This window comes from Chryseobacterium sp. WX (assembly GCF_029542485.1).
Lineage (GTDB): Bacteria > Bacteroidota > Bacteroidia > Flavobacteriales > Weeksellaceae > Chryseobacterium > Chryseobacterium cucumeris.
Genome location: NZ_CP120710.1, coordinates 4,009,112 through 4,021,454, shown reverse-complemented (window position 1 = coordinate 4,021,454; position 12,343 = coordinate 4,009,112). Strand labels below are relative to the sequence as shown.

The window sequence follows — 12,343 nt, the reverse complement described above, 5'->3', positions numbered from 1 at the left end:
TTAATTGTAATGGTTATTATTTTATATCATCCCAAATACTGTAATCCACAATTTTAGTTGGGATCTGCTGAACATATTCTGTAAACGGTTCGCAAGGTAGAATAGCTTCTTTTCCTTCTCTTGCCAGCTCCTGATATAATTTTGTTCCTTCTGTTTTCCAGTGAATCATTTCATCAGAAACATCACGGATCACTTTTGCAGGACTTCCTACCACCAGTTTTCTTGGTTCACATCTGAAATTGGCTGGTACAAAAGCTAATGCTCCAACAATACTTTCGTCGCCGATATAGGCTTTGTCCATTACCACAGAATTCATTCCAATCAGACAGTTTTTTCCAATGTGCCCGGAATGAATAATCGCGCCATGTCCGATGTGTGCAGATTCTTCCAGGATCGTTTCTATATTCGGGAAAACGTGAAGAGTACAGTTTTCCTGTACATTAGCTCCGTCTTTAATGATAATTTTTCCCCAGTCACCGCGAATGACCGCATTGGGACCAATATATACTTCCTCACCTATTTCTACATTCCCGATAATGACTGCCTGCGGATGAATATAAGCAGAAGGTTTTATAATGGGACGAATCCCGTGGTATGAGTAGATGTTCATATTTTTTAATTTGAAAATCTGAGAATGGAATAATTTGAAAATTAATAATGGTTTTAAACTTTTTCAACTTCTCAAATTAAATCACTTTCAAATTCATTATACTTTTTCGATGACCATTGCATATCCTTGACCTACACCGATACAAAGGGTACACAATGCATATTTTTTATCCTGCTTCTGAAGTTCCATTGCTGCAGAACCTACGATTCTTGCTCCGGAAACTCCCAGTGGATGACCGATTGCAATTGCACCTCCGTTCGGGTTTATTCTTGCATCGTCATCTTTCAGCCCTAAGCTTCTTGTTACAGCCAATGCCTGTGCTGCAAATGCTTCGTTTAGTTCAATAATGTCTATATCTTCAAGAGAAAGATTTAATCTCTTTAATAATTTCTGAGTAGCTTCTACCGGTCCGATTCCCATAATTCTTGGTTCAACACCTGCCACGGAAGATCCCAGAATTTTTGCTTTGGGTTTCAACCCATATTTTTTAACGGCTTCTTCACTTGCTAAAATCAAAGCAGCGGCTCCGTCATTCATTCCTGAGGCGTTTCCGGCAGTTACCGTTCCTTCTTTTCTGAAAGCGGGACGAAGTTTGGCCAACCCTTCCATCGATGAAGTTGGTTTAATGAATTCATCTTTTTCGAAAACGATGGGATCACCTTTTCTCTGAGGAATTTCAACTTTTACAATTTCTTCTGCCAGCCTTCCGCTTTCCTGAGCCTTAGTTGCTTTCTGCTGAGACCAAAGGGCAAATTTATCCTGATCTTCTCTGTTGATCTGGTGAATATCCGCTAAGTTTTCAGCTGTTTCTCCCATTCCATCAACGCCGTATAATTCTTTCATTTTAGGATTGATGAAACGCCAACCGAAAGTAGTATCAAACATCTGGCTGTCTCTTCCGAAAGCTGCGCTTGGTTTTGACATCACGTAAGGTGAGCGGGTCATATGCTCTACTCCTCCTGCAATATAAATTTCTCCTTCTCCTGCAGCAATGGAACGGAATGCATTGGCTACCGCAGACATCCCTGAAGCACACAATCTGTTAACAGTCTCTCCTCCAATTTTATAAGGAAGACCAGCTAATAAAAGTCCCATTCTGGCAACATTTCTGTTATCCTCACCCGCCTGATTGGCACATCCGAAAATAACGTCTTCAATTTCCTCAACTGGAACTTCAGGGTTTCTTGCTACCACTTCTTTGATCACAATAGCAGCCAGGTCATCTGCTCTTACTTCTGATAATCCTCCCTGCAGTTTTGAAATGGGAGTTCTGACATAGTCTATGATGTATACGTTGTTCATTTTTATTTGATTTAGGCTTTAAGCTTTATGCAGTAGGCTCTGTCAGCTTCAAAAAAGCTTACGGCCTATTGCTTCAAGCTTACTGCTTATTATAATTCTGTTACTTTTTTCCCGATTTTGTAAACTGTTCCTACAAATTTTGCAATCAGCTCTTTATTTTGATTGGTAATCTGAATGTCATAAACAGCTGTTTTCCTCGTATCATTGACCAAAACACTTTCTGCTCTGAAAACATCACTTTCCTTTCCTGCTTTGGTAAAATTGATGATACAGTTCAATGCTACAGCTGCATCTCCGGTATTATTAGAGGAAAATGCCAGCGCAGAGTCTGCAAACGCAAAGGTAACTCCGCCATGAACTGTTTTAAGTCCGTTCAGCATATCCTTCTTGATTGGCATTTCTATTAAACAGTAATTTTCTTTTACTTCAATCATTTTAATATTCATCCACTGGGAAAAATAATCCTGATTGAACATATAATCTGCTACTTGTCTTGGATTCATTTCTGTTAATTATATGTTTATTATTTCTTCATACAGCTCATCTGATAATCTGTCGTAAACACTCATGGTTTTCCCAAGAATAATCTGCCCGTATGAAAGGTTTTCTGAGTCTGATGAATTTTCAGCGGCATAGGGTTCATTTAAATCAATTCCATTTTCGTTGGCCAGTCTTTTGATCAGCTCTTTATATTTTTCATTAAATTTTCCTAAAAACTCAAGTCTTTCATGCTCATCAACGGAGGAAGCTTCCTGAGTTAAATACTGTTTCTCAATTAAAAGTCTGGTCTCCAGTTCAGCCCTGAATTCATCTATATTCATTATTTTTTTAAATGTAGCAATTTAACAATCTATCAGTTTAGCAATGTTTATAAAATGATTGTTCCATTGCTAAACTGATACATTGGTATATTTTATAATTTACGAAGTAAAGGACTTTGTCTGTATCTTTCTTCCTGATATTCTTCATAAAGATTCTGAAGGGTTTCGGAGATTTTTGCATATCCGATTTCTTTCCCCCAGCTTAATAATCCTTTTGGATAGTTAACGCCTTTTTGCATGGCCAACTCGATATCTTCATCATTGGCTACTCCTAATCTTTTCGCTTCAACAGCCTCATTGATCAACATGGAAATGATTCTTAAAAAGATTTGTTGGTATAAAGCATCGTCTTTCTGAGGAATAGGTTTTTCTGCGCCTTCGCTGTAATCATAAAACCCTTTTCCTGTTTTTCTGCCGTGAAGTTTGGCTTCAGACATTCTTTGCTGTAATAAAGAAGGTTTGTATTTGGGATCGTAGAAATAATCTTTGTACACAGTAGTTGTTACTGCAAAATTGACATCTACTCCGATAAGATCCATCAATTCAAAAGGTCCCATTTTGAAATTCCCCAGCGTTTTCATGGCTTCATCAACCTGTTCAGGTGTTGCAATGTTTTCTTCAACAATCCTAAGGGCTTCCCCATAGTAAGGTCTGGCAATTCTGTTGACGATAAACCCGGGAATATCTTTGGCAATAACAGGAGTTTTCCCCCATTCTTTCATGAGGTTGTAAATTTTTTCTGCTAATGTTTTTTCTGTTAATAAGGATGGAATAACTTCCACTAAAGGCATCAATGGAGCCGGATTAAAAAAGTGAATTCCGATGAAACGCTCCGGTTTTTTGAGTTCTGCACCCAGAGAGGTGATAGAAATAGATGAGGTATTGGAACTGAGAACACAACTTTCTGAAACATAGTTTTCAAGCTCTGTAAACACTTTGGTTTTGATCTCTTTGTTTTCGATAATGGCTTCTATAATCAGCTCACAATCTTTGAAATCTTTCAATTCGGTAGCAATGGAAATATTAGCTAAAATTTCAGTCATTTTCTCTGCCGAAATTTTTTGTTTATCAACCAATTTGGTCAAGGTTTTTTCCAAACCTACCGTTGCCGTTTCTACTTGTTTTGCGTTGGCGTCATAAACCCATACTTTGCATCCGTTCGTTGCGGCTACTTGTGCAATGCCAATTCCCATGGTTCCGGCACCGATAATTCCTACATATTTCATAATGTAACAGTGTATCAATGTAACAATGTAACAATCATTGTCATGCTGAGCTTGTCGAAGCATCTCATTGATAAACTGCTACATTGGTACATTGTTATATTAGTTCTTATTTTCCTTTATAATTAGGTTTTCTTTTCTGTAAAAAGGCGTTTACTCCTTCAATGAAGTCTTCTGTTTCTGCAGCTTCCTGCTGAAGATCACCTTCCAGTTCAAGCTGTTCTTTCAATGTGTTGTTATAAGAATTGGCAAATGCTTTTTTCGTAAGCTTGATGGCTGCTGTCGGCATGTTTGCCATTCTTTCAAGAATTTCCATAGATTTCGGCACAAATTCTTCTTCAGTGAACACTTCTGCTACAAGGCCGTGCGCTTTAGATTCTTCTGCAGATAATTTTTTACCTGTAAATGCTAAATAATTGGCTAATTGTCTACCTAGAAGTTTCGGTAAGAAGTAAGTTCCTCCTGTATCAGGAATCAAACCGATATTTGAAAATGCCTGAGCAAAATATGCTTTCTCATTCGCTAAAACGAAGTCAGAGATTAAAGCCAACATTGCTCCAGCTCCTACTGCAGGACCGTTTACTAAAGCAATAACCGGTTTTTTGCAACGGGTAACTTCCATTACTAATGGATTGTAATAGTCTACCACAATTTTTCTGATGATGTCATGATCATGGTGTTCTTTGCCTACTACAAATGCTTCGTCCAGATTCTGACCTGAGCAGAATGCTCTTCCTCTTCCGGAAATGGCAACACATCTTACCGTTTCGTCTTCGCTGCACTCTTTAACAAAGTCTCTAAGATCTGATAAAGCCGGTTTTGTAAGGGCGTTCATCGTGTCCGGTTGGTTAAGATATGCGATTTTCAGCTTTCCGTCAAAATGCGTTTCAATATCAAGTTGTGTATACATAGTTTTTATTAATTTATTATTTAACAACGCACTAATTTAACAATATAAATCAATGTAACGGTCTAATAATTTAACATTCTAACAATTCCTTCGTTATGCTTTGCATAGCCGTAAAATTTGTTGTGTATGGGTTGATTATTCATCAATGACATTTAAAATAATCAAATGGCTCCAGGCAGTCTAAGCATTGATAAGAGGCCTTACACAAAGTAGACCCAAATCTGCTGATCTGTTTGGTATGCTCGGAACCACAGCGCGGACATTTTTTCGGTTTTCCGATGTGGTGTTCGTCTGCTCCTTTTTCGGGAGGAGTGATTCCGTAAACACGGAGCTTTTCTCTCGCTTCATCAGTAATCCAGTCTGTTGTCCAGATCGGAAACATCTTGGTGACTACTTTGGCATCCCATCCGTTTTCTTTCATCATTTTGATAATATCCTCCTCAATGGTAAACATGGCAGGACAAGCGGAATAAGTAGGTGTAATGATCACTTCACAGGTATTTTCACCTGTAATCTGTGCATCTCTTACAATTCCTAATTCCACAATATCAATGACCGGAATTTCCGGATCGGGAATGGTTTTTAATAAATCTAAAAGCTGATTCATATTTTATTTTTTATCAGAATCAAGGATTATTTTCATTGCTTTCTGATAATCTAAATTATCTGTTATGCCGTTGTGATACTGATCTTTTAATACAATCAGACAATCACCTTTTTTAAAGTTATTTTTAAGTTTTAAAGAGGCTTTATAGTTAATAACCTCATCTTTATCACCGTGAAAAATAACGACTGGTGACTTAACGGTTTTTAAATATTCACAAGTCTCAAAATTATATTTCAGTAAAAACTTCGGAAGGAATGAAAATTTCTGATTCATTTCATCTTCCATACTGTAATATGGTGCCTGTAAAATCAATAATCCTGCATTATGCATGGATGCTAATTTTGCAGCTAATCCTGTTCCTACAGAATATCCCAAAATAATAATTCCATTCTCAGGATATCGTTTTAAAAGCTCTTTGTAAGCATTCTCAACATCCGAAAAAAGCTGGTCTTTACTGTTAATTTTATCTTCGCTTTTTCCATATCCTCTGTAATCAAGTATAAACGTATCATAGTTCATACTCCGATATAATGGAGCTACTTCTCCCCAACCTTTTATTGATCCTCCGTTTCCATGAAGATAAAAGATGACTCCTTTTGGGTTTTGTGTTTTGAATAAAACAGAACTCAAATGCTTTCCATCCTGAATTTTAATGGGTACTTCTTCAAAATCACCATCAAATGTAAACTTGTAATTTTCGGGTAACTTTTCAGGATAAAAAATAATTTTCTCCTGATAGAAATAGATTCCAACACATAGTATCACATAGGCTGCAAGAAAAAAAGCCAATATCCCAAGAAGCAACTTCTTCATAATTTACTACCACGTACAGCCAGGATACGCTCTCTGCATATACTGAAGCTCACAAAGGATATACCCGAAATATTCTGTATGGTATCCTGTTCTTGATTTTGGCTGCATGAAAGCATTTTCAGGATATTCTAACCCAAAATCTGCAAAATCTTTCTTGGTAATTGCAAGGAATTCTTCGTAAAGAGCATCTGAATTGGGAGCAATATTTAAAACAACAAGGTCATCTTCTCCTTCAGTTTTAGCAAAAAGACCTTTCGTATATTCCCAGATATTTTCAATGGCTTTTACCAAACGGCCACGACTTTCTTCCGTTCCCTGAGCAAAGATTTTCATCCAGGATGCAGCGTGTGTATAGTGATATCTTACTTCCTTCAATGATTTTTGAGCAATGGCAGCCAATTCTTCATTAGCAGAGTCTGATAATGCTTCATACATCAGTTTCTGATAGACAGACAATACATATACTTTAAGAATAGTCTGTGCATAATCTTCATTAGGAAGTTCTACCCAGTGTGCATTCACATATTCATGCTCATATCTTAAAAATGCGATATCATCTTCACTTTTTCCGTTGTCAATCACTCTTGAAGCGTAAACGTAAAAGTTATTCGCCTGACCTAGTTCATCCAACGCAATATTTGTCAATGCAATATCTTCCTCTAAGTAAGGACCTTCACCGCACCATTCAGACAAACGCTGTCCCATAATGAAACTGTCGTCTGCAAGTTTTAATAAATAATTATATAATGGGTTCATTGTTTAGTAGATTTCAGATTTCAGATGCTAGATTTCAGATTGACAAAAAAGTCTAGTATCTGAGATCTCACATCTTGAAGTCTTTATTAATTACATATTTTTTACGTCGTTTGGAATCTCGTAGAAAGTTGGATGACGGTATAGTTTATCATCAGCCGGATCAAAGAATGCTTCTTTATCTACTCCTTCCGAAGTCACAATATATTTACTTGGAACAACCCAAACAGAGGTTCCTTCTTTTCTTCTTGTATAAACGTCTCTTGCGTTCTGCAAAGCCATTTCTGCTGTTGGTGCCTGTACAATTCCAACGTGTTTGTGAGATAATCCCGGTTTAGTCTGAATAAACACTTCCCACATATCTAATTGACTCATTATCTATTTTTATTTTTTTAATTTAATTTGATATTGAAGCTATCTTCAACATATTTTAAAATTTTCATGAAACTTTCATATTCATCAATCCCTGGGTACTTATCTAAATAGACTTGGGGATTAAGATAATGAAACTCATTCTGTCTATTATAAGACTTATATTTCACTAAGAAATCTGCACCATCTAAGACACTCATCTCCTGCGACATTAAAACATAATCTTTTTCATCTTCATCAAAAATAACTTCTCGTTTTGATTTTTTATAATTAAAAAATGTTTCTTTTGGAAGATCTCCAATATTTAATGCTTCAAGATTTAAAAAGACTTCTTTTAATGGAATCTTTGATTTTGGCTTTGTTACAATAGGAGGAATTGATTGAAATTCATCTTCACTTATCTTTTTTGGAAAAAACCATTGTACTAATTCGACATTCCATTTTTTATTTTCGTTAAGATAAATTCTAAAAACTTTTCCACTGTTTGTAATTCCATTACCAACGTAAATTCTTACTTCATTTTCTCTATCAAGTTTTAAGGGTATGTTTGCAAGTATATCAACACTTTGACCTTTAAAAAAAGAAATAGCCAATAATAAAAATATCTGAAGTAAGGTTTTCACTGATTTTCTAGTTTACTTTTTCGTTCTGTTTTTCTGCAAAAGCCGCCGCAGCTTCTTTTACCCAAGCATTCTCTCTTTGAGCTTTTCTCTTCGTTTCGATACGCTTTTTGTTGCAAGGACCGTTTCCTTTTAAGATTTCCATGAATTCATCCCAGGGAAGTTCTCCGAAATCGTAATGCTGTCTTTCCTCATTCCATTTCAGATCTTTATCCGGAATGGTTAATCCTAAGAATTCAGCCTGAGAAACGGTAACATCGATAAATCTCTGACGAAGACTGTCATTACTTTCTCTTTTTACTCTGTAATTCATAGAGATTTTAGAGTTGGGTGAGCTGTCATCATTAGGTCCGAACATCATCAGAGCCGGCCACCAGAAACGGTTTAGTGAAGCCTGAGCCATTTCTTTCTGTTGTTTTGTTCCACGGCACAATGCCATAAGAATTTCATACCCTTGTCTTTGGTGGAATGATTCTTCCTTACAGATTTTCACCATCGCTCTTGAATAAGGACCGTAAGAGTTCCCCATCAACATTACCTGGTTCATAATAGCAGCACCATCTACTAACCAACCGATGGCACCGATATCAGCCCAGCTTAGGGTAGGATAGTTGAAAATACTTGAATATTTTGCTTTTCCTTCCAGCATATCATCATAAGTAGCATCTCTGTCTGCTCGGATGCTTCCGTCTCCCAAAGTTTCGGTGGCAGAATAAAGATATAAGCCGTGGCCTGCCTCATCCTGAACTTTCGCTAAAAGAGCCATTTTTCTTCTCAATGAAGGTGCTCTGGAGATCCAATTGGCTTCCGGCAGCATTCCTACAATTTCGGAATGGGCGTGCTGTGAAATCTGACGAACCAGTAGCTTTCTGTAATCATCTGGCATTACATCTTTTGGTTCTACTTTATTTTCTTCGTGAACGTATTGAACAAATTTTTCTAAGTCCATAATTTTTTCAATTTAACAATGTATTAGTCTAGCAATGTACCAATGATTGTTATATTGATACATTGTTATATTGTTACATTAATTTTTAAACATCATAATTAAGCATCACCACATTCGTTGTAGGGTGACATTGGCAGGTAAGAACATAGCCTCTGGCTACTTCTTCTTCGGTAAGCGCATAGTTTTTCTCCATGAAAACCTCTCCTTCCAGAACTTGTGCTTTACACGTACAACAAACACCTCCTTTACATGCAAAAGGTACAGGAAGGTTGTCTTTCAATGCTTTATCTAAGATACTCTCTTTTTTAGAATTAAGGTGGAACGAATATTCATCATCATCAATGATAACCGTTACCATACTTTCAATATTGGCAATGGCTTTGAATTCATCGCTCATTTCCTCCGTATTTTCTTCATCCGGAGCGGTGAAATATTCAAATAAAACCTGAATAGCAGGTACTTTTTTATCTTTTTTCAGATAGTCTGCAATCCCTTTAATCATTTCTGAAGGTCCGCAAATAAAATAAGTAGCTTCTTTTACATCAATATCTGTATATCTTTCAAACAGCTGCTCTAATTTTTCTGACGAAATTCTTCCTTCAAAAACAGGGTCCTCGTGTTTCTCACGGCTTACCAGGTAAATCACTTTAAGTCTTCCGTTGAAGTGCTCTACAAGTTTATCAATCTCTGCCTTTCTTAAAACATGATTCATGCTTCTGTTACTGTAAAACAGATAAGCGTTACTGTTAGGTTCCTGATAAAGGCTTTCTTTAATATTGGATAATACAGGCGTAATTCCGCTTCCTGCAGCCAGGCCAACGTAAGTTTTTACATTGCTTGGGTGATATGAAGTATTGAAACCACCCATCGGAGGCATTACTTCCAGCACTTCATCCATGTGAAGGTGTTCATTGAAATACCCTGACACCTTTCCGCCTTCCAGCAATTTCACCAATACTTCCAGCGTGTTGCCTTTTTCACTTGGAGCATTACAGATAGAGTAAGAACGTCTTTCTTCATTTCCGTTGATCATCATTCGGAAATTCAGATATTGTCCCTGCTTGAACCTGAACTTATCTTTCAGTTCTTCAGGAATTTCTACCGCCACATTCACTGCTTCGGAAGTATCTTTCTGAACTTTAACTGTTTTAAGTTTATAAAATGAATTCATTATTTTTTAAGTATTCTATTAATTTTTCCACCTTCGCACTTTGGCAGGCTGTCCTGAGCATGAACTTTTACTTTCGTAGTGATTCCTACTCTCTTTTTTATTTCGTTTTCTATATTTTTCCCAAAGTTGCCGACAAAATTAAAATAATCATCGGTATTTGATTCTATTTTTTGAGATTTTACCAATTCATCATCGATTTCAACATCAATATCCAAAGCAATACACATATGTTCTTTCTCTACAGGCGTAAGATAGTAGTTTGGAACCACTCCTTTTACATAAGAAAAAGCATCTTCAATCTGACTTGGATAAACATTGACTCCTCTTACGATCAGCATATCATCTGCTCTCCCGACAATGGGTTTCATTTTTACCATGGTTCTTTTGGCATTTTCATCGTAGTAAAGGCTTGTGATATCATTTGTCCAGTAACGTAAAAGCGGCATTGCTTTTTTGGTTAAAGTGGTAATCACCAATACTCCTTCTTCTCCGAAAGGAACCGGCTGTTTGGTCACCGGATCTAAAATTTCCGGATAAAAATGATCTTCCCAGATATAAGCGCCTCCCTTCTCTTCAAAATCCTCCATGGAAACTCCGGGACCGATAATTTCACTTAATCCATAGATATTGGTTGCATGAACGCCTAATTTTTCTTCAATATGGCCTCTGATAATTTCCGTCCATGGCTCCGAGCCTAACACAGCATATTTGAGACTGATCTCTTCTGCAGTAATTCCTCTTCTGGCAAATTCATCCGCAATCGTTAAAGCGTATGACGGTGAACAACAGATCACTTCAGGTTTGAAATCTATAATCAGGTCTACCTGTCTTGCCGTCATCCCTCCGGAAATAGGAAGAACACTCATCCCCAACATCTCGGCTCCGTAATGAAGGCCTAAACCTCCTGTAAAAATTCCGTAGCCATAAGCATTGTGCAATTGCATTCCCGGTCTTGCTCCAGCAGCATGTAAAGATCTTGCCACCACTTCACTGAAAATATCTACATCTTCTTTGGTATACCCTACCACAGTCGGTTTTCCTGTTGTTCCGCTTGAGCAGTGTATACGCTGAAGCTCATTTTTAGGAACGGCAAATAGTCCGAACGGATAGTTATCTCTTAAATCCTGTTTGTAAGTAATAGGAAGTTTAGCGATATCCTCAATCGACCTTATATCCTGTGGAGATATTTGCAATTCATCAAATTTCTTTTTATAAAATTCCGACTTCTCTCCCAAATAGCTGATCAGGCTGATCAACCGGCCGGATTGAAGCTGTCTCAACTGACCCAGCTCCAGATATTCAACTGAAAAATCCATAAAACTAACTAACATTTGTTAGGTGTAAATTTAAAAAGATTTCGGAAGCTGGCAAAATTTTTATGACTTTTGTCATATTTTGAATGATTCTAAATAAGAAAGACAGTTAAAATTCTGTCCAATGGTCACTCTGAGCGGAACGAAGTGTAGCGAAGAATCTTTAATCTGATCATTTGGTACGAAATTCATCCTTCGTCAGAAATCGAAGACTCGACGTAGTCAATGACAAACGGAGTGCTTATTTTTTCTGGTTTCCAAGCAGGCCGAAAAGAATTTTCTCTCTGATTTCTTCGGTAATTTCATCCGTAGAATCGCTGCTTCTTTTGAACCAGAAATAGGAATTATTTAAAGTATGAAGGATAAATCTGGTGGTAAATGATGGTGATTTCAGTTCCCAGTTTTCTGCTTTGTAGATCTCAGAAATCAGTTCTTCTACTTCCTGCTGGTAGTTTTTCCTTAATTCTACAAATTCGGGAAGCCTTTCTTCTAGATGCTTCCATTCATTGGAATAGATATGGGTAACATCACGATTTTTAAGAACAACAGATAAGTGTTTATCCAATAAGAGATTCAGTTTTTCTCTGGGAGCGATATTGGTATTTTTTACTTCCTGAAGTTCATCGAAAAACTCCTGGGCAATACCGAAACAAATCCATTCCAGAATTTCTTCCTTTGAACGGATATGTGCATACAGTGATGCTGCTTTGATATTGAGTTTCGTAGCCAGGTCTCTTACTGAGCTCCCCATATACCCTTTCTCTTTGAAAAGTTCTACGGCTACTTCTAATATTTTTCTCTGTTTTTCTTTTAGTTCCATCTGGTAAAATGCAAAAGTAATTATTCTGAATTAAACTGTTCATTTTTTGAGCATAAAAA

General features: G+C 37.0%; 15 protein-coding genes. All 15 read right to left on the bottom strand.

Translation table 11 applies throughout. From position 1 onward, the window contains the following. Positions 1-16: 16 nt before the first annotated feature. On the bottom strand, positions 17-610 hold the full coding sequence (locus PZ898_RS18180; RefSeq protein ID WP_047373921.1) for a transferase hexapeptide repeat family protein: 594 nt from the start codon (positions 608-610) through the stop codon (positions 17-19). A gap of 96 nt (positions 611-706) precedes the next feature. Next, complete coding sequence (gene pcaF / locus PZ898_RS18175; protein ID WP_277693903.1) at positions 707-1,912, bottom strand: 3-oxoadipyl-CoA thiolase; 1,206 nt, start codon at positions 1,910-1,912, stop codon at positions 707-709. 89 nt (positions 1,913-2,001) lie between these two features. Next, positions 2,002-2,415: a hotdog fold thioesterase gene (locus PZ898_RS18170; protein ID WP_277693902.1), complete on the bottom strand. Its 414-nt coding sequence runs from the start codon at positions 2,413-2,415 to the stop codon at positions 2,002-2,004. A 9-nt stretch (positions 2,416-2,424) separates the two neighbouring features. Then, entirely contained in the window at positions 2,425-2,733 is a 309-nt protein-coding gene (locus PZ898_RS18165) for a hypothetical protein (protein WP_277693901.1), read from the bottom strand. 92 nt (positions 2,734-2,825) lie between these two features. After that, entirely contained in the window at positions 2,826-3,959 is a 1,134-nt protein-coding gene (locus PZ898_RS18160; RefSeq protein ID WP_277693900.1) for a 3-hydroxyacyl-CoA dehydrogenase NAD-binding domain-containing protein, read from the bottom strand. Positions 3,960-4,065: 106 nt separating this feature from the next. Beyond that, positions 4,066-4,866, bottom strand: a complete 801-nt coding sequence (locus PZ898_RS18155; RefSeq protein WP_120233616.1) for an enoyl-CoA hydratase-related protein — start codon at positions 4,864-4,866, stop codon at positions 4,066-4,068. A gap of 142 nt (positions 4,867-5,008) precedes the next feature. Beyond that, positions 5,009-5,473, bottom strand: coding sequence for a 1,2-phenylacetyl-CoA epoxidase subunit PaaD (gene paaD, locus PZ898_RS18150; protein ID WP_034695803.1), 465 nt, complete (start codon positions 5,471-5,473; stop codon positions 5,009-5,011). Between the two features lie 3 nt (positions 5,474-5,476). After that, on the bottom strand, positions 5,477-6,286 hold the full coding sequence (locus PZ898_RS18145) for an alpha/beta fold hydrolase (protein ID WP_277693899.1): 810 nt from the start codon (positions 6,284-6,286) through the stop codon (positions 5,477-5,479). Between the two features lie 6 nt (positions 6,287-6,292). Then, positions 6,293-7,042 carry a 1,2-phenylacetyl-CoA epoxidase subunit PaaC gene (gene paaC / locus PZ898_RS18140; protein ID WP_123279576.1) on the bottom strand — a complete coding sequence of 250 codons (750 nt, stop codon included), beginning with the start codon at positions 7,040-7,042 and terminating at the stop codon, positions 6,293-6,295. Positions 7,043-7,132: 90 nt separating this feature from the next. After that, positions 7,133-7,414, bottom strand: a complete 282-nt coding sequence (gene paaB, locus PZ898_RS18135) for a 1,2-phenylacetyl-CoA epoxidase subunit PaaB (RefSeq protein WP_062672207.1) — start codon at positions 7,412-7,414, stop codon at positions 7,133-7,135. A 17-nt stretch (positions 7,415-7,431) separates the two neighbouring features. Then, positions 7,432-8,034 carry a hypothetical protein gene (locus PZ898_RS18130; protein ID WP_277693898.1) on the bottom strand — a complete coding sequence of 201 codons (603 nt, stop codon included), beginning with the start codon at positions 8,032-8,034 and terminating at the stop codon, positions 7,432-7,434. Positions 8,035-8,041: 7 nt separating this feature from the next. Beyond that, on the bottom strand, positions 8,042-8,980 hold the full coding sequence (paaA, locus tag PZ898_RS18125) for a 1,2-phenylacetyl-CoA epoxidase subunit PaaA (protein WP_062672210.1): 939 nt from the start codon (positions 8,978-8,980) through the stop codon (positions 8,042-8,044). A gap of 85 nt (positions 8,981-9,065) precedes the next feature. Further along, positions 9,066-10,151 (bottom strand): 2Fe-2S iron-sulfur cluster-binding protein, encoded by a 1,086-nt coding sequence (locus tag PZ898_RS18120; RefSeq protein ID WP_062672212.1) that lies wholly within the window; start codon positions 10,149-10,151, stop codon positions 9,066-9,068. Beyond that, positions 10,151-11,467 (bottom strand): AMP-binding protein, encoded by a 1,317-nt coding sequence (locus PZ898_RS18115; RefSeq protein ID WP_277693897.1) that lies wholly within the window; start codon positions 11,465-11,467, stop codon positions 10,151-10,153. The genes PZ898_RS18120 and PZ898_RS18115 overlap by 1 nt, the downstream gene beginning before the upstream one ends. A gap of 238 nt (positions 11,468-11,705) precedes the next feature. Next, the gene (locus PZ898_RS18110) at positions 11,706-12,284 is read right to left on the bottom strand and encodes a TetR/AcrR family transcriptional regulator (protein WP_062672216.1); all 579 of its coding nucleotides are present in this window, start codon (positions 12,282-12,284) and stop codon (positions 11,706-11,708) included. Between the last annotated feature and the right edge of the window lie 59 nt (positions 12,285-12,343).